Below are 26,463 nucleotides of genomic sequence, written 5' to 3'. Positions count from 1 at the left end.
GATTGCGAGGGTCCTCTATGGAAGAATTAGTTGGAGTTATTGCTAAGGCTTTAGTGGATCATCCAGAGGATGTGGCTGTACGGACCGTGGAGAAAGAACACCTGATTGTGTATGAGCTTTCTGTGCATCCAGATGATGTCGGCAAGGTTATCGGCAAGCAGGGCAGGATCGCCAAAGCGTTCCGTACCGTGGTCACATCTGCAGCAGTCAAGAGCGATAAACGCGTTACCGTGGATATTTTATCTTAAAGAATGCGTTCAATGAGGGGCTAGGGATAGTATATCCCGGCTCCTTTTTGTTGAAATATATAAGAAGGAATCTGCTGCACAACAACTATAGGTAAAGGAGAGGGTCAGATGACGGAAGAGCTGAACGTAGGCAAGCTAGTCAATACACACGGAATTCGCGGGGAGATCAAAATATTATCTTCTACCGATTTTCCGGAAGTCCGATTTGCCCCGGGTAAAAAAATGTTCGTGGTTCCTGCGGACGGTAGCCCGAAATTCGAGGTTACGGTGGAAGCGGCAAGAGAGCATAAAGGAACGTATATCGCTAAGTTGAAAGGATATACCAACATCAATCAGATCGAGAAATACAAAGGGAGCATGCTGACGGTTCCGAGTGATGACTTAGTGGAGCTGCCGGAGAATGAATACTACTTTCACCAGATTGTTGGCTGCGAAGTGTATACCGATGAAGACGACAGTCAGCCCCTAGGCAAGATTACGGAAATCCTTCAACCTGGAGCTAACGACGTATGGGTGGTAAAGCCGGCCAAGGGTCAGGACATCCTGATTCCGGTAATCAACGATGTCGTGCTAGATGTAGATATCCAGGCCAAAAAGATTAAGGTGCACCTGATGGAAGGGCTGCTGCCATGATGCGGATTGATGTGCTGACGCTTTTTCCTGAAATGTGTGAAGGTGTATTCGGCACTAGCATTCTAGGCAAAGCACGTGAAAAAGGGATTGTTTCATTGAACGCGGTCAACTTTCGTGATTTCTCCGGAAACAAGCATAATAGTGTGGATGATACACCCTATGGCGGCGGGGGCGGGATGGTGTTGAAGCCGGATCCTATCTTTGCCGCTGTGGAACATGTGCTTGCAATTTCAGGGAATTCAAGGGGTATAGCTTCAGAAGGTGGGCAGAGTGCTGAAACGGACGAATCGCTTCGAGTGAACAGCACTGGAGAAGCTGCAGAGGAGAGCGGGAGTGCTGTTGTCTCTCAGGCGAAACCACGCATCATTTTGATGTGCCCTCAGGGTCAGACCTATAATCAGCAGATCGCTGAGGAATTGGCGCAGGAAGAGCATCTTATTTTTATCTGTGGTCATTATGAGGGTTATGATGAACGGATTAGAGAACATCTGGTAACGGATGAGTTGTCAATCGGGGACTATGTACTTACCGGGGGAGAGTTGCCTGCATTGACAGTGATTGATTCAGTGGTCCGGCTGCAGCCTGGAGCGCTCGGCAATGAGACGTCGGCGGTGACAGATTCGTTTAGTACTGGTCTTCTGGAATATCCTCATTATACCCGTCCTGCTGAATTCAGAGGGTGGAAGGTGCCTGATATCCTACTAAGCGGACATCATGCGAATATCGAAGTGTGGCGGCGTGAGCAGGCATTGCAGCGCACTTTAGAACGCCGGCCGGATCTGTTGGAGACAGCTGAGCTGACGATAAAGGACAAGGCGGCCCTGGATAAGCTGAAAAAAATATTTTAACGTAAAATTTACTATAAAATGGAATATTTAGCGTCTTATTAACGTATACTATGTTGATGAGGCGTTTTTTGTTGTGCTTTTTTCTGTCATACAAATCTTTGTACATGCTGAAAGGAGAATGAGCTTAAGAGATTATTTGAAAAATACGAGCAGATGTGCGTTACTACCCTGTTTTTGGGGTAATTATGAGAGGCGCCGGAAATTACATCTCAGATGTAACTAACTATTTTAACCATCGAAAGGAATGAACATAAGTGACTACGAATACGCGTGAAGAATTCAAGCCAGACGTGGACACTGTCCACAAGGAAGCGGAGCCGCTCCGCACAGTAAATGATATTATCGATTTCTATACCAATCGTAAATCATAAGACCAATATAGCATGAATAAAAACCACTACCTCAGCCGGGACTGAACTCGGGGCTGGTGTAGTGGTTTTTTTGATAACAACGATACAGCGTTTTGCAGCCCGTTCTGGGATGGGGGGCAGGCAATGAAAAAGACCGTCCGAAGACGGTCTCTCTACCCGAGGCGCTAGTTAAAACTTTGATCCGTATCCCGCGCCACCAGTGCCAGAACTTCAGCCGTTGGTCCGGGTAAGGGATACGTTCAGCATGTCATGCTTGATGTGAACGCACCTCCTTTCCTTGTGACAAGAGTATAGCACAGCTTTTGCGAAAAAACTATAAATTTTAAGAAAAAAATAGTTTTTTAGAGTAGGGAATTTATGCTTGAATCTTTTATTAGTCTGCGGTATATATAAAATGAAGGTAAATGAAAGGCACTTCAGTTCTACGATTAGGATTAAAGCGTATATTGAACAAAGCGCAGCAATACATAAATGTCGGGGTATAGCGCAGCCTGGTAGCGCGCACCCTTGGGGTGGGTGAGGTCGCAGGTTCAAATCCTGTTACTCCGATTAACCAAAGTGGCATCTCAGACAGAGGGAATCACTATCAGCCGGGTAAGTAACAGGCGCGAAGTGGTTCTTTTTGCTGTAAATATCCCTCTGTGGGTGCATGCATTAAAAAAACACTTTCTGCTGAACCAAAGGTCCAGAGAAAGTGCTGCGGATAAGCACGGTAGGGGTTAAGCGTTGCTAAACCCTGGAATGATGATCGCGATGATCCTGACGGTCTTTCGCAAGCATCACAATACCTGAACCGAGAGCATAGATAGCTACTACCGAAAATAATACAACCACCCATGTGTAATTCCGTACAGTATAGGTAAGCGATGCAAAGATAATGAACCAGGCGATACGGAGCACCCCTTCATTGATAAATCTTTTGCCAGCTGCACTCATGAGATTTGCCTCCTCTGTTAAATGAAATTTGTCCATCCTTCGTAAACGCTCTAATTGTGAATATTACATTAATAATAACCTCTTTTTCTCGAAAATGATACACAATGTTCACAAGTTCTTTGTTTCACAGCTATTTTTTTTATTGCTGTCTACCACGAGGCAATTGCCGTTCCCGGCTTATCCCCCCGGGCATAACATACAGCATCACGAATGGGGAGGGGTTCTCAGGTGGAAGCCTATTATAATTGTTTACATTGTATGAATAAAAGAGTTCGCATCATGACTACAGACGGCAAACGGCATGAAGGGATCATCGTGAATGTAGACAGAAACAATGTATATTTGAAGACAAAGGGCAATGGCAAAATGAAGACTTCGGCATTTAATCCTTATGGAAATTATTATGGCGGGTTCTACGGATACGGCAGCGAGATCTTGACATTAAGCTTGTTCACCTTGCTGGCCATAGCGCTGATCTAGGGTTAAGACATAACAAAAGCAGCCAGGTCTCCCTTGAGATTGGCTGCTTTTGTTATATCTATAGTGAAGCTGGTTCACCTGTATTATTTCGTTGACTATTGAACTGTAATTGAACCGATCTGTGTGTACAGAGAGATTAGTGGACCGCCGCCGTTGAAATCCGTTTTTCCAGATTCATTCCCGGTAATTTGGCCAAGCTCACTTTTAGTGGATACAGTGCACTTTAGGCGGCTGTTAAGATTGGCTGTGATTGTTCCAATTTCACTGCTGGCTTTTAGAGTGCTACTGGAATTCAAGGTGTTGATGTGCATATCGATACTACCTGTATTCGATACCACGGTCGAGCTTCCGCTTAACTGAGCATTATCCAGAACGATTGACCCTACATTGCTGGAGATATGGAAAGTTCCTTTCAAGTTTTGCAGCTGAATCGAACCTACATTATTACTAATTTGGTATTCATCTATATCAGAAGGTACTTGAATATTATAACTAATACTGAAATCGGAGGAGCCATATTCTTTTTGTGCCCAGGTCCATAGATCTTCTGCGGGTGCATTCTTCGAATGGGTGAAAACCTTAAGCTTATTTCCGTCAGCTTCAACTGTAACTTTTGCGTGATCTATAATATTTTGTTTTGTCAGCAGATTGAGTCCAGAATGTGGGACGACTGTTGCCTTCACGGTGATGAAGTCGTTGTTGCCGGAAGTGACCTTCACTTCTCCCACATTATTCTTAAGAACCAGTTCAGTTGCAAAATTGGTTTTTTCCGAAATCTCGAGTACTTTATTCAAACTGCTCCCGTTCATATCCTCTGTCATCTTCACGGAAGTATTCTGTACTGTTTGCTTAATACCTGAAGTAACCTCGTCCAACCCTTGTTTCACTTCTTCAGAAGTTTCCTTCTGGAAATTTCCATTCAGACGCTGCTCCAGCTGTTTGTCTGCAGCTTCTTTGCCTGGAAGCTCCCGGCATCCGGACAACAATGCAATAGAGAAAACGGCAACTGCCGCGAGAATTGCTGGATTACGATTTCTTTTCAATTTCAGGCCCCCCCGTAATTTGCTTGTTACTTATGTATATACACATTTTATCTTATGGAAAAATATTGGAAAACGGGCCGGGGACGGGTTGATGTGCTGGACTAAAGTCGAGGTTATCTGGTCTGCTACATTTCGATGAAGAGGTATGCTAGAATAAATGTATTATCGTAGCCATGCGAGGCCCGGGATGATCTGTTTACTATTAGACTGACACCAGTCAAGGGAGCGGATGATGCAAATGCAATATGCGGCAGTTATAGTTGTGTTATTAGTTGGTGTGGTTGTGTATTTTGGTTACCTCAACCCGAGAAAACCATCTTCAAGTTCCAAAAAAGGCGCTACCAGTAATGTGATTTCTATGGACCGACACCGCAAAGCCAAGCAGAGTACTGATGAACAGCCTTGCTCTTCTTGTAAGAAGAAAAACGGCAAACTGATCTTCTATGCCCAGGATAACGGGACAGTCGTCGGCTTGTGCAAGGACTGTAAAGTAAAGGCAAAGAAACGTGATATGATGCCTCTCTGAATCTCGAAAAAAAAGTTGTCTTTCGTGAGGAATTGTGATAATATTATTTCTGTTGTGTGGAATACGGTGGTCCTCTGCGGATAATGAGGGAGAGCGATGGTCTCTCCGGAAGAGGCAAGAACACCTGTACGGAAGGAGGAAGTCCTAAATGAATATCCTACAAGCAATTACGCAAGAGCAACTTCGCAAAGATATCCCGAGTTTTCGCCCGGGTGACACTTTGAAAGTGCACGTAAAAGTTATCGAAGGAACTCGTGAACGGATCCAGTTGTTCGAAGGCGTTGTAATCAAACGTCGCGGCGGTGGAATTGGTGAGACTTTTACGGTTCGTAAAATCTCTTACGGTGTTGGTGTGGAAAGAACTTTCCCAATCAACTCGCCTAAGATCGAGAAAATCGAAGTGGCTCGCCGTGGTAAAGTGCGTCGTGCGAAGCTGTATTACCTTCGTGACCTGCGCGGTAAAGCTGCAAGAATTAAAGAAATCCGTCGCTAAAATTGCGGCAAAGGAAAGGGGCTTGATATCAAGCCCCTTTCGTTTTATTCACATATAAGAAATTGTTAATATAAATCTTGATTATATTTGCCTTTGGATCAGCTTCTCCGAAAAGGCCTCCTGACGGAGTATTCGTGGAGGAGTTTTTGGTAGGAGTTTTTTTGTTGTATAGTGAGGGTAGCATATAGAGAGGACGGTGAACTATGCAGCAGGATTTTCAGCAGGGACAAGGTGAGGTTGTTGAGCCTGACGGCAAGAATCCCCGCAAGCCCAAAAATGAGGTTTTAGAATGGATCAAAGCAATTGCAATTGCTTTGATTCTGGTGATTTTGATACGATGGCTTTTGTTCAAACCGTTTATTGTGGATGGGCCTTCCATGAAGCCGAATTTCCATACCGGGGAACGTGTGATTGTCAATGAAATCTTATACGACATCCGCTCACCGCAGCGGGGTGAGGTTATTGTGTTCCATGTGCCATCTGAAGGCAGGGATTTCATCAAACGTGTAATTGGCGTAGCCGGAGATACAGTGAAGGTTGAAGGCGATGTGGTCACTGTAAATGGTGAACCGGTGAATGAAACCTATATTCAGGATGCGATTAACCAGGCGCATGATAACAACGCGTTGTACAATAACAAGAATTTCCCGAATGAAGATTTTACAGATGGAAAAGTACCGGAAGGGCATGTCTTTGTAATGGGAGACAACCGTTCGGACAGTACGGATAGCCGGATGATCGGTTATGTACCGCTGAGTGATATTGTCGGCCGCGCAGACCTCATTTTTTGGCCGATTAAAGATGTTACAGTAATTAACCATTAAGTTGACGGAAGTCAAAGGAGGTGACGGCAATGGCCATTCAATGGTTTCCTGGTCATATGACGAAGGCTAGGCGGCAAATCGAGGATAAGCTGAAGCTGATTGATGTGTGTATAGAATTGCTCGATTCCCGTCTGCCGCTTTCCAGCCGCAATCCGATGATTGACGATATTTTGCGGGATAAGCCAAGATTGATTATTCTGAATAAGGCGGATTTGGCTGACCCAGAGGCTACACGGAAATGGCTGGCTTATTTTAGGGCAGAAGGCCATGTCGCGCACCCGGTGGATGCAGCTACCGGCACTGGTATCAAAGAGATTCCAGAACAGGTCAAGCTGCTGCTGAAAGAGAAGATCGACCGGCAGATTGCTAAAGGTATGAATCCGCGTCCGAGCCGGGCACTGATCGTCGGGATTCCCAATGTGGGTAAATCTACACTGATCAACCGGATGGCTGGCAAAAATATCGCGGCAACGGGTGACCGCCCGGGCGTTACCAAAGGACAGCAATGGATTAAGACGGGCGGCAATCTAGAATTGCTGGACACGCCCGGGATCCTTTGGCCTAAATTCGAGGATCAGGATGTAGGCTACCGACTGGCAATAACCGGTGCAATTAAAGAGGAAATCCTGAATATTGAGGATATTGCTTTTTATGCGGTGAAATATCTGGTGGGGGATTATGGGGAAAGCTTCAAGGAGCGTTTTGGGATCGAGAAGCTCCCGCAAGACTTGGAGAATCCAGATGAAATTGTTGCAGTTATGGAAGCTGTCGGGCGTAAGCGGGGCTGTCTGATCAGCGGTGGCCGGGTGGACCTGGAAAAGGCTTCGCGCTTACTGCTGCATGATCTGCGGGCTGGCAAGTTGGGACGTTTCACATTGGAAACGCCTTAAATACAAAATCATGTGGAATGGAAGAGCCATCCGAGCAATTGGGATGGTTTTTTGTTATGTATACATGAATGATCCTGAATTTGGAAGGGGTATTTTGAGCAAAAAGTGGGATGACCGCGGTGTATTCTTATGATAAGCTGGCTTGTACAGAGAATAGGGAAATAAGAATTGGTGGTGGATAAACGGTGAGTTCGATAGATATGTTAAGCTACGAAAAGGAATGCTGGGAGCAGGATTACCGGAATATAGCAGGGGTTGACGAGGTGGGTAGAGGCTGTCTGTTTGGGGATGTTGTAGCGGCTGCAGTGATCTTACCGGAAGGTCTTATTATAGAGGGCGTGGATGATTCCAAGAAGCTGTCAGCGAAAAAGCGGGAGATCTTGTTCGAGCAGATCATGGAGCATGCGCTGGCGGTAAGTGTAGGGCATGTGGACTCTATGATGATTGACGAGATCAATATCAAGCAGGCTTCCAGGCTGGCGATGAAAAAAGCGGTAGAAGGTCTGGTGCATCGGCCTGATTATATGCTGATAGATGCGGAAAAGGTGGATCTTCCCTTGCCTCAGCGTGCGATTATTAAAGGGGATGCTAACAGTCAGTCCATTGCCGCCGCATCTATAGTGGCCAAAGTTACACGTGACCGGCTCTGCGAAGGTCTCTGGGATGAATTATACCCGGACTATGGTATTAAAATACATAAAGGTTATGCGACAAAACTGCATAGAGAACAGATCCTGGCGCTGGGACCGACGCCTATGCACCGCCGCAGCTTTCTGGGGAGAATTCTTTCAGACGAACTGACGCTTTTTTAAGAATAGGGAGATGCAAATCTACAGGCTATCCTATTGAATGAATTAATGTGTATTTATATATAATTGGAATTGCGATCATGTGCTTATCTTAAGCGAAACTTGGGTGAGATGCGTTTCTTATAAAACGTCTTGAAATACCGATATATATAGAAAGAAATAGACGAAAGGAGGGGAGCACGGCATGAACATCGGATCTCTGATTCGTGGATTGCTTGGAGACCAAAAACCAGGTGAACCCAAGGCGGTAGAGCTAAAGGAAGGCCAGGTTGTCCGCGGTGTGGTACTTAGTGTATCTGATTCTGGTAAAGAGGCGGTGGTGCAGATTCAAGGCACTCCAGTCCGTGCGGAACTGGAGACGCCGCTGCAACCCGGGCAAACACTGAATTTGCAGGTTGCTCCTCCGGGAGAAGGCGGTTTGCCAGTATTAAAACCCGTCTCCTCCAGTGAGGCCGCTCTGGCTTCACCTCAAAGTATGGGGGAAGCAATGGAATCGCTTGGACTTACAGATTCCAAGGCAGGAAAGGAAATTATTCAGGCAATGGTATCTGGAGGCATCCCTCTGACCAAAGAAACGGCAGTGAAGCTGGACGCTGTTATGAGCGCCAAACCACCTAATGTTCCAGCATCGGAGTGGCTGGAGGCGGCCGTCATCTCGGTAAAACGTGGACTCCCTGTTACGGCAGAAAGTGTGAAAGGACTTCAGCAAGCCGTGTTTGGGCCTAAGCTTCATGAGCTGGTGGCTCAGCTTGAAACGGCGATCGCCCAATGGGCGCAGCAGGAGTTCGAAGCGGCTGGTGGCAATACTGCTGGACCGAAAGTTTCCAGCCAGCCAACATCAGGTGTTGTTCCAGGAACGGCAACTCCACCTTCTGCAGGAATGCCTGTAAACGGAAGTGCTACCGCTCCTGTTATTCCTGCAGCAAGCCAAATAGTTGTTGTTAGTGCAGATGGAGCGGCCACGGCTACGGGATCAGCAGCTTCAGCTGAAACAGCAACAGCTGTTGAAGTCGCTGATCAACCTGGAACGACTTCTGTTGGCGTTGCAAGAGCTGGGCAGACTCCCGAAAACGCAGTTGCAGCGGTGGCAGCCAATATAGCTGCTGAGGCAGAACAGCCGGCTGAGGTCTCGACAGGCCAAACAGCACGGATTGCTGTGCAGGGTGGTGAAGTTGTTGCTGATGAGGCAGGCGCCGCTCAAATGGCGGGCAATGCTCCGAAGGCGAGTAAAGCCCAATCTTTAGCTGCGGGAACTGTTGCCGCTGCAGGCATTCTTCCTTCTGCGGAACAGGCAGAAGGGGCGGAAATCCGTTCCGTGGCACAGCCGGAACGGATAGCAGTACCTGCAGCAGCAGGTTCTGCTGCAAGCACGGGTGTCGCCCTTCTCGCGAAGCTGCAGGGCGTACTGACCGAGCTGCGCGGCACGCTGCCGCAGCTCGCTGCCCCTGCCCCTGCGGCCGCACAGCCGCCGCAGGGCACTATAGCCCCGCCAGTAGCGGCGGGGCAAGAGCAAGCCCCCGCGCCTGCTGGGCAGCGCGGGGAGAACCCGTCTGCTGCGGCGCAGCAGCAGACGGCCCCCGCAGCCACCCACGACGCGGAGTCGTGGGTGGGGCGGGTGCTGAAGCTGCTCGGTGCAGAGCACGAGCAGCAGGCCGTTCGCGGCGGCGGGCTGGCCGCCGCTGAGGTGCGGGCTGCGGCGGTGCCTGCGGCCGCAGCAGGGCGCACAGCAGCGCTGCCGCAGGCGGCGCTGGCAAGTGCAGCTGGCGGCGAGGATACAGCCGCCGCTACGCTGAAGGGCGTGCTGCTGCAGGTGCTGGGCAGCAGTGAAGTGCCGGCCGCGGTAAAGGACGCCGCAGGCCAGCTGGTGCAGCAGTTGACGGGTCAGCAACTGCTTTTGAATACAGACCGGACGGCCCCCTTTGCGCAAGTTACGATGTTCCTGCCGCTGCATGGTCCGGATGGGCAGGAAACGGCTTCCGTTCATATTCAGTCCAGACGGGGCCGCAAAGGCGAACTGGATGCATCCAACTGCCGTCTGTGGTTTGATCTGGATATGAAGCAGTTGGGACAGACTTTGGTAGATGTGCAGGTTGTGGACAGAATCGTAAGTCTGAAGCTGCATAACGATACACCCTGGGTGTTAGAACTTCTGGAAGAACGCAAGGATGAGATTGGAGCGGCAGTGGAATCGATAGGCTATCAGCTGTCCAGTCTAAGAACAGAACCTCTTCCAGAGCCAAGTGCGGGGTCAGTGGCTATTGCGGGTGGCTCAGGCAAGCTGGCAGATTATGTGCCGGATTCCTACAAGGGAGTGGATTACCGTATATGAGTGAGCCCTCCAATGAAATTTCGAAAAACCGGAAAAAAGCCGTTGCCCTCAAATATTCGCCCGGACAGAGTGAAGCGCCTGTTGTTGTAGCTAAGGGACAAGGTGCGGTAGCGGATAAGATTCTGCAGTTGGCCAAGGACAGCGGGGTGGCTGTTCAAGAGGATGCTGCCCTGGTGGAAGTGCTCTCGAAGCTTGACCTGGACCAGCAGATTCCTCCACAGCTTTACCAGCTGGTTGCGGAAATTTTGAGCTTTGTCTATCAGAGTGACCGCTCAGCTGTTACACGGAGGCAGAAGTGAGTGGGGTTTCGCCTGGAAATCCTTATACCCGCAAGCAAAAAGGTGCTGATGGCGAGAAAGCCGCTCTCCAATATTTATCCTCCCAAGGCTACCGGATTATAGAACGTAATTGGCGCTGCCGCAGCGGGGAGCTGGATATCATTGCTGAACACGGTGAAGTACTTGTTTTTATTGAAGTGCGAAGCCGCAGTGGAAGCCCGCTTCAGGGTACCCCTGAAGAATCTGTGGATGAACGGAAGATTCGTCAGGTGCGTGCCACCGCCCAGGTATACATACATATGAAAAGCGAGTATGAGCGCCGGGTTTCATTTGATGTCGTCACGGTAATGCTGAATGAAGACCGGAGTATTGCATCCCTTCATCATATACGGGATGCTTTTTGAAAATTTTTATACATTTTGTTGACTTTTCAAACATACAGTCTTGACATACCCTCTGTAATATGGGTCATTTCTCCGAAGAAATGGGTAAACATTATTGTAACTTTTTAATGCAACCATGAGGAGGGCTGTCCGAGTGAGCGATCAACCGTTGGATATACAGGTGACTTTTACTTGCCAATACTGTAAAACCAAAATCGTAGTAGAGCTGGGCGGAGAGCCTGTTTCCGTTATTTGCTGCAGCGAGTGTAACAAGACCTTTACCGTTATGCGGCCAGCCATAGCGGAAGAGATATTGATTGATTGGGAGAATGAAGCGTTATTCCAAAAAATCCGGGCTGAAAAAACCCAGAGCAGCAACAGTAGTCTTTTATCGCTCGTAATTCGTGTAATAGAGCTGCTGACCTGGCGTGACAAAGGAAATGGACAGGTGGAAGCCATCAAAGAGATGCGGCACTGGCTTATAGAGCACGAGGAAGTGCCCCCTTTAGCAGAGTTAATAAAGCTGGATACGAATAGTCAGCGTTCTGCCAAACGGAGCTGGAACGAGTGACGAGTGCATCACCGCTAAAATGAAGCGGCCGTGTCTGATTACAGTAGGGGGAAAAGGAATGTCGAATACATTTTTCACCTCAGATCAGCATTTTGGTCATAAGCTGATTATTGATTTTGAGACCCGTCCCTTCAGCAGTGTGGAAGAAATGGACCAGGTTATGATTGCGAAGTGGAATTCTGTAATCGGGACAGAAGATACAGTCTTTCACTTGGGGGATTTTTCGTTCTTAAATTTGGACAAAACACGGGATATTGTATCGGCCCTGAATGGCTATAAAATCCTGATCCTAGGCAATCACGACCGGAGTAGGGGAAGGAACTGGTGGCTTGAGGCCGGGTTTAATGAGGTCAGTGAGTATCCTTTGGTATATAAAGATTTCTTTTTTCTTTCCCATGAACCTATGTACATGAACAAGCATATGCCTTATGTAAATGTGCACGGTCATATTCATGGCCAGAAGTATGAGGGGAAGAATTATTTTAATATTTGTGTAGAACACTGGGACTATACACCTCTGTCTTTTGCTCAAATCAGAGATCATGTTGTAGTGAATGAGGAAGGATAACGATTTTTTTCTTATATAGATGTATGCATATTTATGTACTATAGGAAAATATACCGTTGAATACTGGTTAACAGTTGATTATGCCAATAGATCCTGAGTATACTAAGGATAATTGAATAACTGGAAAATGAGGAAGCACCCTTTTCTTGAATACTATCCGTCCTTAGGGGCGTATTTCAAGAGACGAGGTGTTTTTTTTATGTATGGAAAGATGCACAGCGCATGCCTGTATGGCATAGAAGGTGTCATGATAGGGGTGGAAATTGATCTGGCTAACGGTTTGCCGCAGACAAGCATCATTGGGTTACCTGATTCAGCAATCCGGGAAGCTGTGGAGAGAGTGCGTGCCGCCGTCAAAAATTGTGGTTACCGTTATCCGCAACAGCGGGTGACCATAAATTTGGCGCCTGCTGATCTCCGCAAGGAAGGCTCCGCATTTGATTTGGCGATTGCTCTTGGTATTCTCATCACAAGTGGCCAATTGGATATGCCTGAAGCGGCACAACTATTATTAATTGGTGAACTGGCGCTGGATGGAAGTTTACGGCCGGTTACCGGGGTACTGTCTATGGTCGAGGCGGCCCGCCGTAACGGTATGAAGGCTGTACTTGTCCCGGCAGGCAATGCTGCTGAAGCGGCATTAATCAGCGGGATGACTGTATATGCAGCGGAGCATTTACGGCAGCTGCCACTGCCAAATACAGAGGGGGAGCGCTTAGCTGTCATCCCGAATGGGAAACCAATGAAGGCTAATTCGGAGCTGGTTACACCTGCTAAGGGCTACACAACTGCTATTCCCATAAAAACAGCTTGGGAGCTTTCATCCTTGTCTTCACCTGTTCCGGAACTGCCTTTTCCTGTAACGGTCAGTACAGGCACTCTTGAAAGAGACCGGCCACCCGTTAAAGTTTATTCTCTGGATCACCTGAGATACATTCCTGTAAATACTCATATTAATTCTGTAAACTCTGAAGTGAACGTAATGCTGGAGGACTATAGTGATGTACTGGGGCAGAACCATGTAAAGCGTGCATTGGTGATAGCAGCTGCCGGAATGCATAACATTATACTGATGGGACCGCCGGGTACAGGCAAAACCATGCTGATTAAACGGCTGCCAGGCATACTTCCGGAATTGGACGACAATGAATCGCTGGAGGTGACCAAGATCTTCAGTTCTGCTGGCAAGTTGAAGGATACCGGCAGTGGTTTGCTGCGTTGCCGTCCGTTTCGCTCACCGCATCATACGATATCAGCGGCAGGATTAATCGGCGGAGGAGGAATACCCAAGCCGGGAGAGGTGAGCCTTGCTCATCGGGGGGTGCTTTTTTTGGACGAGCTGCCGGAGTTCTCACGCAATGTGCTTGAGGTACTTCGCCAGCCGCTTGAGGATGGAGTGGTGACGATCAGCCGCGCACGGGCGGCGTTTACATTTCCGGCACAATTTTTACTTGCGTGTTCAATGAATCCGTGCAGCTGTGGATATTTGGGGAACGGTGGGATACATCAGCGTTGTACCTGCAGCCCGGCTAAGATTGCCCAATACCGCGGCAAAATTTCCGGTCCGCTGCTGGACCGAATTGACATGCAGGTGGATGTCCCGCGTCAGAGTGACTGGAATGGGGAGGGGTCCTCGATATCTTCGGCGGAGATGCGTTCCGAAGTTCTTAAGGTACAAGCTATTCAGGCAGAACGCTATAGAAATCTGCCGATCTCCTGGAACAGCGAGCTGTCGGGGGCTGCTCTGCGCCGTTATGCAAGGCTTCATAAGGACGGCAGGCAATTATTGAATGATATTCTGGAAAGTCTCGGCTTAAGCATGCGGGCGCATGACCGGATTATTAAGCTGGCCCGTACCATTGCTGACCTTGAGGGGTCAGCAGATATCAGCACTGCCCATCTTGCTGAAGCTGTTCAGTACCGTAATTTGGATAGGCAAGTTGTAGTGGATGAGTGATTCTCCGAAGAATAAAGTGTTTCATTGTTAGATTATTAAATCAAACAAGCCGCCTGGTCTCCCAGGCAGCTTGTGTTATGTTAACGAGATGTGCAGTAAGTTCTTAGAGCACATTCATCTCGACTACAATATTACCGCGGGTTGCACGGGAGTAAGGGCAAGCACCATGAGCCGCTTCTACCAGCTGTGCTGCGGTTTCTTTGTCAACACCCTTGACCAGGACGTCGAGCTTAACGGCGATGCCGAATCCGCCATCCTCAACTTTACCGAAGCTTACGGTCGCTGTAACTTCGCTGCCTTCAATTTTCACTTTTCCCATACGGGCGACCATGTTCAGTGCGCTGTCGAAACAAGCGGAATAACCTGCTGCAAACAACTGCTCTGGATTGGTACCTTCGCCTCCGGCGCCGCCCATTTCCCGTGGAGTGCTAATGGTAAGATTCAGTTTTGGACTCTCAGACTCAATATAACCGTTTCTTCCACCTACTGCTTTTACTGTAGTTTCGTACATTTTCTGTTGGATAGTCATCATTATTAATCTCTCCCGTTCATTCTTTAATGTATTGTACACAACATAATTTAACACAATTAAAATAATAGTCAATATATTTTTTGCTATTAACATGATATTTACACGAAATTGTGATAAACTATTGCCATAAAGGCAGGTGAAGAAGATATGCATGAGACAACCACAACCCCCGAGCTGCTGCTTGAGAATCAATTATGTTTTACCATTTATGCCTGTTCCCGTGAATTCACGAAGCTGTACCAGCCTCATCTTGATAAGATTGGATTAACGTATTCCCAGTATCTTGTAATGCTAGTCCTGTGGGAACGGCACCAATGTACAGTTAAAGAGCTGGGCGAAGCGCTTTTTCTGGATTCGGGCACATTAACCCCGCTGTTGAAGCGGCTGCAGGCGGCCGGCCTGATTCTTCGCGAACGGTCACTTCAGGATGAACGGAAGGTGCTGATCTCACTAACTGAGCAGGGTAAGGCTCTGCGCAGTGAAGCATCGTGCATCCCAGGTAAAATGGCGGAAGGAACGATGCTGTCAGCAGATGAATTTGTGGGTCTGCTGGGTCAGTTCAAGGACCTGCTCGCCCGTGTGCACGAAGCCAATACCAGTGCAATAAAATAGTTCTTTGAGCGAAGTCAATGCGATCGTTCGCATTCCGGCATGAAATTGAGCGAAAATGTATGTATAAATCATGAAAGTTTTTAAGGAAAGCGTTTTTAAAACATGTTACAATATTCTGGGTTTCATATTATGGCTCTGGGCGGAAATGGTTCCTCTAAATATTCGCCCCGGCAGCCATAGACAGAAACCTGTGCCGAATTCATAATATTCCGGCACGGGTATTCTGTATGTACCGGGATAATTACTTTCTACCGGTCTGGACCCGGCTTTGGACAATCAAAACGGAAAGCGGAATGGCAGCAGGCTGCCTGCTAAGCCACCGCAATACTTTAGGAGGCTTCCGGTATGAATATCCACGAGTATCAGGGAAAAGAAGTACTTAAGAAGTACGGCGTCGCCGTACCGAACGGAAAAGTAGCTTATACAGTGGAGGAAGCGGTGGAAGCCGCGGCATCACTGGGTACCCCGGTGGTGGTGGTAAAAGCACAGATTCATGCTGGCGGACGCGGCAAAGCGGGCGGTGTGAAGGTTGCGAAAACTAGCGAAGAGGTTCGCGCTTATGCCCAGGAGATTCTCGGGAAGACACTGATTACCCATCAGACTGGACCGGAAGGCAAGGTTGTGAAAAGGCTGCTGATTGAGGAAGGCTGCCAGATAGTAAAAGAGTACTATATTGGACTAGTAGTGGACCGTGGCTCCGGCCGTGTGGTGATGATGGCTTCGGAGGAAGGCGGAACGGAGATTGAAGAGGTTGCGGCTACGCATCCTGAGAAGATTTTCAAAGAGATTATTGACCCAGCTGTAGGGTTGCAGACCTTCCAGGCCCGGAAATTAGCGTACAGTATAGCGATTCCGACAGAACTGGTTAATAAAGCGGTCAAGTTCATGCAAGCGCTATATTTGGCTTTTGTGGATAAGGATTGTTCCATTGCTGAGATTAATCCGCTCGTGGTTACCGGGGATGGAAACGTTATGGCACTTGATGCCAAGCTGAATTTCGATTCCAATGCCCTATTCCGTCATAAGGATATTCTGGAGCTGCGCGATCTCGATGAAGAGGATTCAAAGGAGATTGAAGCGTCCAAATTCGATTTGAGCTACATTGCACTGGATGGCAACATCGGATGTATGGTGAACGGTGCCGGCCTGGCTATGGCTACCATGGATATTATCAAATACTACGGCGGCGAACCGGCCAACTTCCTGGATGTAGGGGGCGGTGCCACAACTGAAAAGGTTACCGAAGCATTCAAAATCATTTTGTCAGACGACAAAGTCAGTGGAATATTCGTCAATATTTTCGGCGGGATCATGCGTTGTGATGTCATTGCCAGCGGAGTAGTGGAAGCGGCCAGACAGCTGGGATTGACCAAGCCGCTTGTTGTCCGTCTGGAAGGCACTAATGTAGCTCTGGGTAAGGAGATCCTCGCCGGATCGGGCCTGAACATAGTAGCTGCGGATTCTATGGCGGATGGAGCCCGTAAAATAGTAGCTCTTGTGTAAAGACAATTCTAATTAGGGATGTGACTATAGCATGAGCATTCTTGTAGATAAAAATACGAAAGTCATCACGCAAGGGATCACAGGCTCGACCGGCTTGTTCCATACCAAGGGAGCCCTGGACTATGGTACTCAGATGGTAGGAGGGGTTACTCCCGGCAAAGGCGGGACCACTGTCAATATTACGTTAGAGAATGGCAGTGAGGTCAGTCTGCCTGTATTCGATACTGTGGTTGCCGCCAAGGCAGCTACGGGAGCGACAGCTAGTGTGATTTATGTGCCGCCGGCTTTTGCAGCAGACTCGATCATGGAGGCCGTGGATGCCGGTCTTGAACTGGTCATTTGTATCACTGAAGGAATCCCGGTGCTGGATATGGTTAAAGTATCACGCTATATGGAAGGACGCCCTACCGTGCTGATCGGGCCGAATTGTCCAGGAGTAATTACTCCTGGCGAGTGTAAAATAGGCATTATGCCCGGATATATTCATATGCCTGGTTATGTGGGGGTTGTATCCCGTAGCGGAACTCTCACCTATGAAGCGGTGCACCAGTTGACGGAGCGCGGAATCGGACAGTCCTCAGCAGTAGGTATTGGCGGGGACCCTGTAAAGGGCTCGGAGTTCATCGATATTTTGAAGCTGTTTAATGAGGATCCTGGAACCAAGGCTGTCATTATGATCGGTGAGATCGGTGGTACAGCGGAGGAAGAAGCAGCGGAATGGATCAAAGAGAATATGACCAAGCCGGTTGTCGGCTTTATTGGTGGAGTAACCGCGCCTCCGGGTAAACGGATGGGACACGCTGGAGCCATTATATCTGGCGGAAAAGGAACAGCCAGTGAGAAGATTGCTGTGCTGGAGTCCTGCGGTATCAAAGTTGCGCCAACACCAGCAGAAATGGGCTCTACTCTTGTGAGCGTCCTGGAAGAACGCGGCATTTTGAACGCTTTTACGACTCACTGATATTTCACAATACATTTGCGGCCAAATTAGGTATAATCAGTTTATAAGGTAAGCAACCTTTTGTTCTCTTTGATGGGGATAAAAGGTTGCTTTTTTTGCGTTCGGTCTGTCGCATACCAGGGAATCGGGGGCTATCGGCCCCATTTCTCCCGGTGAATGGCTGCCAATACAGGAAGGCTACGCTTTCCGGAAAAAGGAGAGAACTACATATGGAAGCACGTGAGCTGTTGATTGGATTAAATGAAGTAGAGGGGATTGGCTGGAAAACCATCGATAGGATTCACCGGGCGGGACTTTTGACGGAAAATGCATTTTTATGTAATTTTGAGGAATGGGTACGAGCAGGGATTCATGTGAAAATCGCTCAGAAGCTCGTTGCTGATTTTAATAAAGACTGGATCTATACGCGTTGCAATTTAATGAAGGAAAAGGGAGTAGCTGTGGCTACTTTGCTTGATGAAGATTATCCTGAAAGACTAAAAGAAACGCCGCAACCTCCTTGGGTATTGTATTATAGAGGCAATCTGGAGCTGGCTTCCCGTCCTTCAATTGCAATGGTTGGAACCCGTGTTCCTACGGCCTATGGGCGTAAGGTGGGTGAACTGCTGGCTCAGGAGCTTAGTGCTGCAGGTTTAACGGTGGTAAGCGGACTTGCCAGAGGGATTGACAGTGTCTGTCATGAAGCTGCACTGGGGAGTAAAAGCAGTACCATTGCTGTAGTTGCTACAGGACTCGACAGGATATACCCTCCAGAGAATAGGGAACTTGAACGGCAGATTTCGCGTGAAGGACTTGTACTCAGTGAGTATCCGATAGGAACCCCAAGCCATCCGGGGCTTTTCCCCCAGCGGAATCGGATTATTGCAGGTCTAGCACTGGGAACGCTGGTAGTGGAAGCGGATATCCGAAGTGGTTCACTGATCACAGCCGACGCTGCCCTTGAAGCAGGGAGAGATGTCTTTGCCGTACCGGGACCGGTCACTTCACCCAAAAGTCGGGGAGCACTCGACCTGATTAAACAAGGAGCGAAACTCGTTACAGGTGCTTCTGATATTATTGAAGAATACCTGTCCTATTTGCCCTCAAAGACTTTAGAAGGTACAGAAAATGACTCTATGCTGCCGGTGGGGGAACACAGACTTGGGGAAAAGAAATTGACAAGTGAGGAGTCTCACCTATACCATATACTGCATCAGGGCCCTTTTACACTGGATGAGCTGCTGCACAGAACGGGATGGGATTTTGGACATTTGCATTCAGTTCTGTTATCTTTAATCATAAAAAAAGCGGTATCACAATTACCAGGGGCAATTTATAAGGTGATTTAATATAGAAGGATCAGAGATAAGCTATGTTTCCTATACAAGTGATGATCGAAACAGATTCATGGAACGTATGCTTACCATACTAAGTGTGCGCTTCCGAAGCCAGTTTTGTTCCATACAGATTCAAGGAAACGTATACTTACAATACTTTTAGGGGGAACAACCTATGGCGGAAGCATTGGTTATTGTCGAGTCGCCGGCAAAAGCGAAGACCATTGGCAAATATTTAGGAAGTAAATATATCGTAAAGGCTTCAATGGGCCATATCCGGGATTTGCCGAAAAGTCAGATCGGTGTAGAAGTAGAAAATGATTTTAGTCCCAAGTATATTACGATTCGCGGTAAAGGTTCGATCCTGAAAGAACTCAAGGATGCCAGCAAAAAAGTGAAAAAAGTCTATCTGGCGGCTGACCCGGACCGCGAAGGTGAAGCTATTGCCTGGCATCTGGCACATGCACTAGACCTGGACAACACACAGGAATGCCGGGTAGTTTTTAATGAGATTACGAAGCAAGCGGTAAAAGATGCTTTCAAGACACCCCGGAAAATCAATATGGATCTGGTCAATGCTCAGCAGGCACGGCGTATTCTGGATCGACTGGTCGGCTACAAAATCAGCCCTCTATTATGGAAGAAAGTCAAAAAGGGATTGTCCGCAGGCCGTGTGCAATCAGTTGCCGTAAAAATCATTATGGACCGCGAGAATGAAATTTCGGCTTTTGTACCGACAGAATATTGGAGTATTACTGCGAAGCTGGGCATTCGGGATTCACTCTTTGAAGCCAAGTTCCACAAACTGAACGGCGAAAAGAAAGAACTTGGCCAGGAAAGTGATGTTCAGGAAGTACTGGAAGCAATAAAAAATGCTGCCTTCAAGGTAAGTGAGGTAAAAGAGAAAGAAAGACAGCGTCATCCTTCCGCACCCTTCACAACAAGCTCCTTGCAACAGGAAGCTGCACGTAAGCTGGGCTTCCGTGCAGCCAAAACCATGTCTGTGGCACAGCAGCTTTATGAAGGAGTTGAGCTGGGCAAAGAAGGAACAGTCGGTTTGATCACATATATGCGTACTGACTCCACTCGTCTATCAGTTACCGCACAGGACGAAGCCAAAGAATTAATCCTTTCCAAATATGGTGAGAAATTTGTCCCTGAAGCACCTCGTCAGTATTCCAAGAAAGCCGCCGGGGCACAGGAAGCACATGAAGCGATCCGCCCTACCTCCGCACTTCGTGAACCTGATATGGTAAAAGAATACATGAGCCGTGACCAGTTCCGGCTGTATAAATTGATATGGGAGCGGTTTGTATCCAGTCAGATGTCTTCTGCAGTACTGGATACGCTATCGGTAGATATCACTGCAGGCACTGCTGTGTTCAGAGCCGTCGGTTCCAAAGTGTCTTTTGCGGGATTTATGAAGGTATATGTTGAAGGTAATGATGACGGTACCACGGATGAGGAAAAGTATTTACCTCCGCTCAAAGCGGGTGATGATCTGGTTAAGCATGAGATTGAGCCGAAGCAGCATTTCACTCAGCCGCCTCCTCGCTATACTGAAGCCCGTCTGGTCAAAACGTTGGAAGAACTAGGTATAGGACGTCCAAGTACTTATGCTCCTACATTGGAGACTATCCAGAAACGCGGTTATGTGGCGATTGAAGAGAAGAAATTCATGCCGACAGAGCTTGGAGAATTAATCATCGAGCAGATGGAACAGTTTTTCCCGGAGATTCTGGATGTAGAGTTCACGGCGCATATGGAAGGTGACCTTGACCATGTGGAAGAAGGCGCGGAGGATTGGGTTAAAGTATTAGCCGAATTCTACACGTCCTTTGAGAAGCGACTGACATTTGCTGAAGAAGAAATGAAGGAAATAGAAATAGAAGATGAAGTATCGGATGAGCTGTGTGAGAAGTGCGGTAAGGCGATGGTGTATAAGCTCGGACGGTTCGGTAAATTCCTGGCTTGCTCCGGTTTCCCGGATTGCCGGAATACCAAACCAATTGTCAAGGATATTGGGGTGAGTTGTCCAAAATGCCATGAAGGCAAGGTTGTTGAGCGCCGAAGTAAAAAGGGCCGTGTCTTCTATGGCTGCGATCATTACCCTGGTTGTGATTTTGTATCGTGGGATAGACCATCCACTAAGCCATGTCCTGACTGCGGTTCCTGGATGATTGAGAAGCGTAACAAGCAGGGAACGAAGTTACAGTGCACCTCTTGCGATCATACCGAGGCTGTACTTGAGGGCGAAGAACTGGCAGAATAAATGTCTTTACAGGAGGAAAGGGAATTGACAGATATAGCTAAGGTAACAGTTATAGGGGCAGGACTTGCAGGAAGTGAGGCTGCCTGGCAGATAGCTTCGCGGGGAGTACCTGTCAGATTGTATGAAATGAGACCGGTTGTAAAGACTCCTGCACATCATACCGATCAATTTGCGGAGCTGGTATGCAGCAATTCACTACGTGCCAATGGACTTGGCAATGCGGTGGGAGTGCTTAAGGAAGAAATGCGGCGTCTGGATTCACTGGTACTGGGAGCGGCTGACCGTCATGCGGTTCCTGCAGGCGGTGCGCTTGCTGTTGACCGTGACGGATTCTCCGGTGAGATTACTGCCATGCTGCACAATCATCCCCTTGTAGAAGTCATAAATGAAGAACTTACGCATATACCGGAGGAAGGGATTGTTGTGATTGCGACGGGCCCGCTAACTTCCCCGGCATTATCAGCCGAGATCAAAGGCCTGCTTGGCGAAGAGTATTTTTACTTCTATGATGCCGCTGCTCCGATCGTAGAGAAAGACACCATCGATATGAGTAAGGTATACCTGGCCTCCAGATATGATAAAGGTGAGGCAGCCTACCTTAACTGTCCGATGACAGAAGAGGAGTTTGACCGTTTTTATGATGCGCTAATCTCAGCAGAGACTGCAGCGATCAAAGATTTTGAGAAAGAGATTTATTTTGAAGGCTGCATGCCGATTGAGATCATGATGAAACGTGGCAAGCAGACCGCCTTATTCGGACCTATGAAGCCTGTGGGACTCTTGAATCCTCATACTGGTAAACTGCCTTATGCGGTTGTACAGTTGCGACAGGATAACGCTGCCGGAACGCTCTATAATCTGGTTGGCTTCCAGACACACTTGAAATGGGGCGAACAGAAGCGGGTATTCTCACTGATTCCAGGCCTGGAGAATGCCGAGTATGTCCGCTATGGTGTAATGCACCGCAATACATTTATTAATTCACCGAAGCTTTTGCATCCGACCTATCAAATGAAAGGCAGAGAGAGACTGTTCTTTGCCGGTCAAATGACGGGGGTAGAAGGTTATGTGGAGTCCGCAGCATCGGGCTTAATAGCTGGTCTGAATGCAGCTAGAGCTGCTCTAGGTGAAGAAGGATTAATCTTCCCTCAGGAGACGGTACTGGGCAGTATGCCTGCTTACATCACGTCTGCTGATCCGGAACATTTCCAGCCGATGAATGCCAACTTTGGTCTATTACCTAAGCTGGAGCAGAGAATCCGCAGCAAAAAGGAAAAAAATGAGTTTCTCGCTCATCGCGCCTTGGACAGTCTTGCCGCTTACGCTGATCAAACGGGTCTTCCTTATAAAAAGCCGGAGATTGCAGATCAGGCTTCGCAATAGATTGATATGAAAGTAGCGCTCACAAAACTTAGATTGTGCTTTCGAAGCAAGTTTTGTGTGTAGGTGATTCTAGGCAGTGTCGCTTACAAAACTTTTTAGGAGGTTGCTTAAATTATGTTACCTAGCTTTCATGCAACTACAATTTGTGCAGTGAGACATAATGGCCATGCAGCAATTGCCGGAGATGGACAGGTTACATTTGGCGAAAGTGTGATTATGAAGACAACGGCCAGAAAGGTACGTCGTTTATATAGAGGGCAGGTAATCGCCGGTTTTGCGGGATCGGTGGCTGACGCAATTACATTATTCGAGAAGTTTGAGGGTAAGCTGGAAGAGCATCATGGTAACTTGCAGCGGGCGGCAGTGGAACTGGCCAAGGATTGGCGCCAGGACCGCATATTGCGGAAACTGGAAGCTCTCATGATTGTGATGGATAAAGAGGGCATGTTGCTGATATCCGGTAATGGTGAAATTATAGAACCGGATGATGATGTGCTTGCTATTGGTTCAGGTGGTAATTTCGCGCTTGCTTCAGGACGTGCCTTGAAGCGGCACGCTTCACAGCTAAGCGCTTCGGAAATAGCCAAAGAAGCACTGACCATTGCTTCCGAGATATGTGTGTATACCAATTCTAATATTATTGTCGAAGAACTGTAGGCACGGTGCCACAGAAAAGGGAGGAAGTCACAATGGTGAATCAATCGCTTACACCCCGGCAAATCGTAGCAGAACTTGATAAGTATATTGTTGGACAGAAGCAAGCTAAGAAGTCGGTGGCAGTTGCGCTCCGTAACCGGTATCGCCGTTCACTGCTGTCTGAAGAACTGAGGGATGAGGTTGTCCCGAAGAATATTCTTATGATCGGACCTACAGGTGTCGGCAAGACCGAGATTGCACGGCGTCTGGCCAAACTGGTTAATGCCCCATTTATCAAAGTTGAGGCCACCAAGTTTACAGAGGTTGGTTATGTAGGACGTGACGTAGAGTCAATGGTCCGTGATTTAGTTGAGACCTCAATTCGTATGGTAAAGCTGGAACGGACTGAAAAGGTCAAGGATCGTGCTGAAGAAATGGCCAATGACCGGATTGTGTCCATTCTTGTGCCAGGCGGATCAAAAAACAAATCGCAACGGAATCCGTTTGAGATGATTTTTGGCGGGAATAGCGGTGGGAGCGAGGATACCAAAGAGGAAGCAGATGATGGAAGTCTTAGTGAACGCCGCCGCGGTATCAAGTTCAAATTGCTGGCAGGGCAGCTGGAGGATGACATCATTGAGGTGGATGTAGAGGATACGACTCCTAATATGCTCGACATGTTCGCTGGACAGGGAAATGACCAGATGGGGATGAATATGCAGGAAATGTTCGGCAGTCTTTTGCCTAAACGGACTAAGAAACGCAAACTGCCGATCCGCGAAGCCCGGAAAGTTCTGATCCAGGATGAAGCTGCGAAGCTGATTGATATGGATGATGTCATTCAGGAATCGGTAGCTCGTGCCGAGCAGTCCGGAATTATTTTTATCGACGAGATCGACAAAGTCGCCAGTCAGGGCAAAGGCTCTGGCCCCGATGTGTCCAGGGAAGGTGTACAGCGCGATATATTGCCAATCGTTGAAGGATCTACGGTAATGACCAAATATGGTCCAGTAAAAACAGACTATGTCCTCTTTATGGCCGCTGGAGCTTTTCATGTAGCCAAACCTTCGGATCTTATTCCTGAACTGCAAGGCCGGTTTCCGATCCGGGTAGAACTGAGCAGCCTGACTCTTGAGGATTTTGTCTCTATTCTGACTGAACCGGAGAACGCCCTCACGAAGCAATATGTCAATCTGCTGCAAACGGAAAATATCGAAGTTCAGTTCCAAAAAGAAGCAATTTATGAAATTGCAAAGATTGCTGCATCGGTTAACCAAAATATGGAAAACATAGGTGCGCGTAGATTGCATACTATTTTAGAGAAACTGCTGGAAGACCTATCTTTTGAAGCTCCCGAGCTTACTCTGGATACCATGGTCATTACTCCGGAGTACGTTCGCGAGAAATTGTCAGGAATCGCACAGGATCGGGACTTGAGTCAATATATCCTTTAGGACCCTTTAATTCGGAACGATTCAAATTTAGGTATTTGGAATTAGATGTTTGCAAAAAAGTCGTCTATAAGACGAATTTAGTGTAATTATATGTAAAATAGAGATAGATATTGGTGTTTAAAAGTAAAATAATAGAAAAAATATGCTTTAAGCCCTCTCTTTTCAGAAAAGATAGGGCTTATTTCTTATTGTAATAATATACAAATTCTAAGAGAATCAATGTATGTGGAATTGACATTATTTTTGTCCATCGACAACTTTCGACCTATATTCGGCAGTAGTGGAAGAAAATTAGGTTTTTATGTCGAATCAGGCAGGAATTCGTAAGAGGTTTGTGGAATTCTATTCATTACAAAGCTTTGGAAGGGGGATTTCCATTGGGTTTATTGAACAGTGTCAGTTTTCAAAGATTGCAGGGAGGCCTAGATGCCGCCACCAAACGACAAAGTGTTCTGGCTAATAATGTAGCCAACGTTGACACTCCAAATTTCAAACGCTCTGATGTGAACTTTGAGAGCTTTTTACAGCAACAGGAGAGTGGACTGAAGTCAACACTAAATGCGAAGGTGACAGATTCCCGGCACTTCCAATTCGGAACAGGTACTTTAGTACCAACAGCAGTAGTTAGTACGGATGAAACAACTTCAATGAACAATAACGACAATAATGTGGATATGGATCGTGAGCAGGCACTAAGTGCTGAGAACCAGCTCAGATACAATGCATATGTAGAGCAGTTGAACAGCCAAATAACCATGATGCGCACAGCGGTTGAAGGGAGATAATGAGAAATGAACTTTGGTAGCAGCTTTGGAATCAGTGCATCAGCGTTAACCGCCCAGCGGCTGAGAATGGATGTGGTTTCCTCTAACATTGCCAATGCTGAGACAACGAGAGCCTCTGTAGTCGATGGTAAAGCTGTGCCATATCGGCGAAAGATGGTTGTACTGGAAGCAGCTCAGAATGACAGCTTCTCCAATATTCTGCAGTCGAAGATGAGCAGTGGTGGGAGCCAAGGGGTTAAAGTACAATCAATCATCGAAGATTCATCACCGCTGAAGCCTGTCTATAACCCAAGTCATCCGGATGCGGATTCTAATGGATATGTATACATGCCAAATGTGGATATCACCAAAGAAATGGTGGATATGCTGTCAGCATCTCGATCTTATGAAGCTAATGTCACGATGCTCAATGCATCCAAATCAATGGTAAGCAAGGCGCTCGAAATCGGGCGGTAAAATATAATCATACCGGGAGGTAAACAGTTGATACAGAATTTGAGTATAGGGGCGCAGGCGATTAAGCCATTAGCCATGAAAACCCCTTCCGCTGAGTCATCACCCGTTGCAGATTCAGGCCAAAGCTTTAGTTCCTACTTGCAGGATGCTCTGAATCAGGTGGCGGATCAAGAACAACAGGCAAAAGATATGAGTAATAAATTTGTCCTGGGTGAGGTCAATATTGATGAAGCTATGATATCTTCCCAACAGGCATTGCTGAGTTTGCAGTTGACTACACAAGTCCGGAACAAAGTGATCGAAGCCTATCAAGAAATTATGAGAACTCAAATCTAATTAATCTTAGCTTAGTTTCGGATGGGGTGA

Annotated in this window: 29 protein-coding genes and 1 tRNA gene; 27 read left to right on the top strand and 3 right to left on the bottom strand. The window is 47.5% G+C overall.

What is annotated here, in order from left to right; translation table 11 throughout:
* Window positions 1-17 precede the first annotated feature (17 nt).
* The 4 genes from AC0MA3_RS14490 (at window position 18) to AC0MA3_RS14475 (ending at window position 2,649) form a co-directional block, all read left to right on the top strand.
* Window positions 18-248 (top strand): KH domain-containing protein, encoded by a 231-nt coding sequence (locus tag AC0MA3_RS14490; RefSeq protein ID WP_074088041.1) that lies wholly within the window; start codon window positions 18-20, stop codon window positions 246-248.
* Window positions 249-356: 108 nt separating this feature from the next.
* Window positions 357-881, top strand: coding sequence for a ribosome maturation factor RimM (rimM, locus tag AC0MA3_RS14485; protein ID WP_474656685.1), 525 nt, complete (start codon window positions 357-359; stop codon window positions 879-881).
* A complete protein-coding gene (gene trmD / locus AC0MA3_RS14480; protein ID WP_474656711.1) occupies window positions 881-1,729 on the top strand; it encodes a tRNA (guanosine(37)-N1)-methyltransferase TrmD in 849 nt (282 codons plus the stop codon). Before rimM ends, trmD begins: the two co-directional genes overlap by 1 nt.
* A gap of 846 nt (window positions 1,730-2,575) precedes the next feature.
* A tRNA-Pro gene (locus AC0MA3_RS14475) sits at window positions 2,576-2,649 on the top strand.
* Window positions 2,650-2,829: 180 nt separating this feature from the next.
* Here the strand turns inward: AC0MA3_RS14475 and AC0MA3_RS14470 are convergent.
* Window positions 2,830-3,036 (bottom strand): hypothetical protein, encoded by a 207-nt coding sequence (locus AC0MA3_RS14470; protein WP_379151246.1) that lies wholly within the window; start codon window positions 3,034-3,036, stop codon window positions 2,830-2,832.
* Window positions 3,037-3,264: 228 nt separating this feature from the next.
* Here AC0MA3_RS14470 and AC0MA3_RS14465 point away from each other — a divergent pair, with 228 nt between their 5' ends.
* Window positions 3,265-3,516: a hypothetical protein gene (locus AC0MA3_RS14465; protein WP_074088046.1), complete on the top strand. Its 252-nt coding sequence runs from the start codon at window positions 3,265-3,267 to the stop codon at window positions 3,514-3,516.
* Window positions 3,517-3,611: 95 nt separating this feature from the next.
* On the opposite strand, the gene AC0MA3_RS14460 is transcribed toward AC0MA3_RS14465, so the two are convergent.
* The gene (locus AC0MA3_RS14460) at window positions 3,612-4,559 is read right to left on the bottom strand and encodes a hypothetical protein (protein WP_474656684.1); all 948 of its coding nucleotides are present in this window, start codon (window positions 4,557-4,559) and stop codon (window positions 3,612-3,614) included.
* 238 nt (window positions 4,560-4,797) lie between these two features.
* Here AC0MA3_RS14460 and AC0MA3_RS14455 point away from each other — a divergent pair, with 238 nt between their 5' ends.
* From AC0MA3_RS14455 to AC0MA3_RS14405, 11 genes are all read left to right on the top strand, one after another.
* Window positions 4,798-5,085 carry a hypothetical protein gene (locus AC0MA3_RS14455; RefSeq protein ID WP_379151252.1) on the top strand — a complete coding sequence of 96 codons (288 nt, stop codon included), beginning with the start codon at window positions 4,798-4,800 and terminating at the stop codon, window positions 5,083-5,085.
* Between the two features lie 148 nt (window positions 5,086-5,233).
* Entirely contained in the window at window positions 5,234-5,578 is a 345-nt protein-coding gene (gene rplS, locus AC0MA3_RS14450) for a 50S ribosomal protein L19 (RefSeq protein WP_074088051.1), read from the top strand.
* Window positions 5,579-5,781: 203 nt separating this feature from the next.
* On the top strand, window positions 5,782-6,402 hold the full coding sequence (gene lepB / locus AC0MA3_RS14445; protein ID WP_474656683.1) for a signal peptidase I: 621 nt from the start codon (window positions 5,782-5,784) through the stop codon (window positions 6,400-6,402).
* 29 nt (window positions 6,403-6,431) lie between these two features.
* On the top strand, window positions 6,432-7,292 hold the full coding sequence (gene ylqF / locus AC0MA3_RS14440; protein WP_474656682.1) for a ribosome biogenesis GTPase YlqF: 861 nt from the start codon (window positions 6,432-6,434) through the stop codon (window positions 7,290-7,292).
* Window positions 7,293-7,492: 200 nt separating this feature from the next.
* Entirely contained in the window at window positions 7,493-8,104 is a 612-nt protein-coding gene (locus AC0MA3_RS14435; protein ID WP_379154083.1) for a ribonuclease HII, read from the top strand.
* A 181-nt stretch (window positions 8,105-8,285) separates the two neighbouring features.
* Window positions 8,286-10,430: a DNA ligase gene (locus tag AC0MA3_RS14430; RefSeq protein ID WP_474656681.1), complete on the top strand. Its 2,145-nt coding sequence runs from the start codon at window positions 8,286-8,288 to the stop codon at window positions 10,428-10,430.
* The gene (locus AC0MA3_RS14425) at window positions 10,427-10,729 is read left to right on the top strand and encodes an EscU/YscU/HrcU family type III secretion system export apparatus switch protein (protein WP_379151265.1); all 303 of its coding nucleotides are present in this window, start codon (window positions 10,427-10,429) and stop codon (window positions 10,727-10,729) included. The genes AC0MA3_RS14430 and AC0MA3_RS14425 overlap by 4 nt, the downstream gene beginning before the upstream one ends.
* Window positions 10,726-11,112, top strand: a complete 387-nt coding sequence (locus AC0MA3_RS14420; RefSeq protein ID WP_474656680.1) for a YraN family protein — start codon at window positions 10,726-10,728, stop codon at window positions 11,110-11,112. The genes AC0MA3_RS14425 and AC0MA3_RS14420 overlap by 4 nt, the downstream gene beginning before the upstream one ends.
* A gap of 133 nt (window positions 11,113-11,245) precedes the next feature.
* On the top strand, window positions 11,246-11,662 hold the full coding sequence (locus AC0MA3_RS14415; protein ID WP_379151271.1) for a hypothetical protein: 417 nt from the start codon (window positions 11,246-11,248) through the stop codon (window positions 11,660-11,662).
* A 58-nt stretch (window positions 11,663-11,720) separates the two neighbouring features.
* The gene (locus tag AC0MA3_RS14410; protein WP_379151274.1) at window positions 11,721-12,230 is read left to right on the top strand and encodes a phosphoesterase; all 510 of its coding nucleotides are present in this window, start codon (window positions 11,721-11,723) and stop codon (window positions 12,228-12,230) included.
* A gap of 199 nt (window positions 12,231-12,429) precedes the next feature.
* A complete protein-coding gene (locus AC0MA3_RS14405) occupies window positions 12,430-14,187 on the top strand; it encodes a YifB family Mg chelatase-like AAA ATPase (protein WP_474656679.1) in 1,758 nt (585 codons plus the stop codon).
* A 103-nt stretch (window positions 14,188-14,290) separates the two neighbouring features.
* On the opposite strand, the gene AC0MA3_RS14400 is transcribed toward AC0MA3_RS14405, so the two are convergent.
* The gene (locus AC0MA3_RS14400) at window positions 14,291-14,719 is read right to left on the bottom strand and encodes an organic hydroperoxide resistance protein (protein ID WP_379151280.1); all 429 of its coding nucleotides are present in this window, start codon (window positions 14,717-14,719) and stop codon (window positions 14,291-14,293) included.
* A 147-nt stretch (window positions 14,720-14,866) separates the two neighbouring features.
* Here AC0MA3_RS14400 and AC0MA3_RS14395 point away from each other — a divergent pair, with 147 nt between their 5' ends.
* The 11 genes from AC0MA3_RS14395 (at window position 14,867) to fliE (ending at window position 26,433) form a co-directional block, all read left to right on the top strand.
* A complete protein-coding gene (locus tag AC0MA3_RS14395) occupies window positions 14,867-15,331 on the top strand; it encodes a MarR family winged helix-turn-helix transcriptional regulator (RefSeq protein ID WP_474656678.1) in 465 nt (154 codons plus the stop codon).
* A gap of 345 nt (window positions 15,332-15,676) precedes the next feature.
* On the top strand, window positions 15,677-16,834 hold the full coding sequence (gene sucC / locus AC0MA3_RS14390) for an ADP-forming succinate--CoA ligase subunit beta (RefSeq protein ID WP_379151287.1): 1,158 nt from the start codon (window positions 15,677-15,679) through the stop codon (window positions 16,832-16,834).
* 31 nt (window positions 16,835-16,865) lie between these two features.
* Window positions 16,866-17,795, top strand: a complete 930-nt coding sequence (gene sucD, locus AC0MA3_RS14385) for a succinate--CoA ligase subunit alpha (RefSeq protein ID WP_379151290.1) — start codon at window positions 16,866-16,868, stop codon at window positions 17,793-17,795.
* A 209-nt stretch (window positions 17,796-18,004) separates the two neighbouring features.
* On the top strand, window positions 18,005-19,123 hold the full coding sequence (gene dprA, locus AC0MA3_RS14380) for a DNA-processing protein DprA (RefSeq protein ID WP_474656677.1): 1,119 nt from the start codon (window positions 18,005-18,007) through the stop codon (window positions 19,121-19,123).
* 163 nt (window positions 19,124-19,286) lie between these two features.
* The gene (gene topA / locus AC0MA3_RS14375) at window positions 19,287-21,383 is read left to right on the top strand and encodes a type I DNA topoisomerase (RefSeq protein WP_379151298.1); all 2,097 of its coding nucleotides are present in this window, start codon (window positions 19,287-19,289) and stop codon (window positions 21,381-21,383) included.
* Window positions 21,384-21,407: 24 nt separating this feature from the next.
* Window positions 21,408-22,766 carry an FADH(2)-oxidizing methylenetetrahydrofolate--tRNA-(uracil(54)-C(5))-methyltransferase TrmFO gene (trmFO, locus tag AC0MA3_RS14370; protein WP_379151301.1) on the top strand — a complete coding sequence of 453 codons (1,359 nt, stop codon included), beginning with the start codon at window positions 21,408-21,410 and terminating at the stop codon, window positions 22,764-22,766.
* Between the two features lie 114 nt (window positions 22,767-22,880).
* Window positions 22,881-23,423 carry an ATP-dependent protease subunit HslV gene (gene hslV, locus AC0MA3_RS14365; RefSeq protein ID WP_379151304.1) on the top strand — a complete coding sequence of 181 codons (543 nt, stop codon included), beginning with the start codon at window positions 22,881-22,883 and terminating at the stop codon, window positions 23,421-23,423.
* 32 nt (window positions 23,424-23,455) lie between these two features.
* A complete protein-coding gene (gene hslU / locus AC0MA3_RS14360; protein ID WP_474656676.1) occupies window positions 23,456-24,856 on the top strand; it encodes an ATP-dependent protease ATPase subunit HslU in 1,401 nt (466 codons plus the stop codon).
* 377 nt (window positions 24,857-25,233) lie between these two features.
* Entirely contained in the window at window positions 25,234-25,641 is a 408-nt protein-coding gene (gene flgB / locus AC0MA3_RS14355) for a flagellar basal body rod protein FlgB (RefSeq protein ID WP_379151309.1), read from the top strand.
* A 6-nt stretch (window positions 25,642-25,647) separates the two neighbouring features.
* Window positions 25,648-26,097, top strand: a complete 450-nt coding sequence (gene flgC / locus AC0MA3_RS14350) for a flagellar basal body rod protein FlgC (protein WP_474656675.1) — start codon at window positions 25,648-25,650, stop codon at window positions 26,095-26,097.
* Window positions 26,098-26,124: 27 nt separating this feature from the next.
* Window positions 26,125-26,433: a flagellar hook-basal body complex protein FliE gene (fliE, locus tag AC0MA3_RS14345; protein WP_379151315.1), complete on the top strand. Its 309-nt coding sequence runs from the start codon at window positions 26,125-26,127 to the stop codon at window positions 26,431-26,433.
* The last annotated feature ends 30 nt before the right edge of the window (window positions 26,434-26,463 follow it).

The organism is Paenibacillus sp. LS-5 (assembly GCF_056121505.1).
This window is presented reverse-complemented; position numbering and strand designations above follow the sequence as displayed.

Bases quoted from the DNA above. Each gene is read 5' to 3' on its own strand.
- AC0MA3_RS14490 (WP_074088041.1), top strand. From the start codon at position 18: ATGGAAGAATTAGTTGGAGTTATTGCTAAGGCTTTAGTGGATCATCCA.
- rimM (WP_474656685.1), top strand. From the start codon at position 357: ATGACGGAAGAGCTGAACGTAGGCAAGCTAGTCAATACACACGGAATT.
- trmD (WP_474656711.1), top strand. From the start codon at position 881: ATGCGGATTGATGTGCTGACGCTTTTTCCTGAAATGTGTGAAGGTGTA.
- AC0MA3_RS14470 (WP_379151246.1), bottom strand. From the start codon at position 3,036: ATGAGTGCAGCTGGCAAAAGATTTATCAATGAAGGGGTGCTCCGTATC.
- AC0MA3_RS14455 (WP_379151252.1), top strand. From the start codon at position 4,798: ATGCAATATGCGGCAGTTATAGTTGTGTTATTAGTTGGTGTGGTTGTG.
- rplS (WP_074088051.1), top strand. From the start codon at position 5,234: ATGAATATCCTACAAGCAATTACGCAAGAGCAACTTCGCAAAGATATC.
- lepB (WP_474656683.1), top strand. From the start codon at position 5,782: ATGCAGCAGGATTTTCAGCAGGGACAAGGTGAGGTTGTTGAGCCTGAC.
- ylqF (WP_474656682.1), top strand. From the start codon at position 6,432: ATGGCCATTCAATGGTTTCCTGGTCATATGACGAAGGCTAGGCGGCAA.
- AC0MA3_RS14435 (WP_379154083.1), top strand. From the start codon at position 7,493: ATGTTAAGCTACGAAAAGGAATGCTGGGAGCAGGATTACCGGAATATA.
- AC0MA3_RS14430 (WP_474656681.1), top strand. From the start codon at position 8,286: ATGAACATCGGATCTCTGATTCGTGGATTGCTTGGAGACCAAAAACCA.
- AC0MA3_RS14425 (WP_379151265.1), top strand. From the start codon at position 10,427: ATGAGTGAGCCCTCCAATGAAATTTCGAAAAACCGGAAAAAAGCCGTT.
- AC0MA3_RS14410 (WP_379151274.1), top strand. From the start codon at position 11,721: ATGTCGAATACATTTTTCACCTCAGATCAGCATTTTGGTCATAAGCTG.
- AC0MA3_RS14405 (WP_474656679.1), top strand. From the start codon at position 12,430: ATGTATGGAAAGATGCACAGCGCATGCCTGTATGGCATAGAAGGTGTC.
- AC0MA3_RS14400 (WP_379151280.1), bottom strand. From the start codon at position 14,719: ATGATGACTATCCAACAGAAAATGTACGAAACTACAGTAAAAGCAGTA.
- AC0MA3_RS14395 (WP_474656678.1), top strand. From the start codon at position 14,867: ATGCATGAGACAACCACAACCCCCGAGCTGCTGCTTGAGAATCAATTA.
- sucC (WP_379151287.1), top strand. From the start codon at position 15,677: ATGAATATCCACGAGTATCAGGGAAAAGAAGTACTTAAGAAGTACGGC.
- sucD (WP_379151290.1), top strand. From the start codon at position 16,866: ATGAGCATTCTTGTAGATAAAAATACGAAAGTCATCACGCAAGGGATC.
- dprA (WP_474656677.1), top strand. From the start codon at position 18,005: ATGGAAGCACGTGAGCTGTTGATTGGATTAAATGAAGTAGAGGGGATT.
- topA (WP_379151298.1), top strand. From the start codon at position 19,287: ATGGCGGAAGCATTGGTTATTGTCGAGTCGCCGGCAAAAGCGAAGACC.
- hslV (WP_379151304.1), top strand. From the start codon at position 22,881: ATGTTACCTAGCTTTCATGCAACTACAATTTGTGCAGTGAGACATAAT.
- hslU (WP_474656676.1), top strand. From the start codon at position 23,456: ATGGTGAATCAATCGCTTACACCCCGGCAAATCGTAGCAGAACTTGAT.
- flgC (WP_474656675.1), top strand. From the start codon at position 25,648: ATGAACTTTGGTAGCAGCTTTGGAATCAGTGCATCAGCGTTAACCGCC.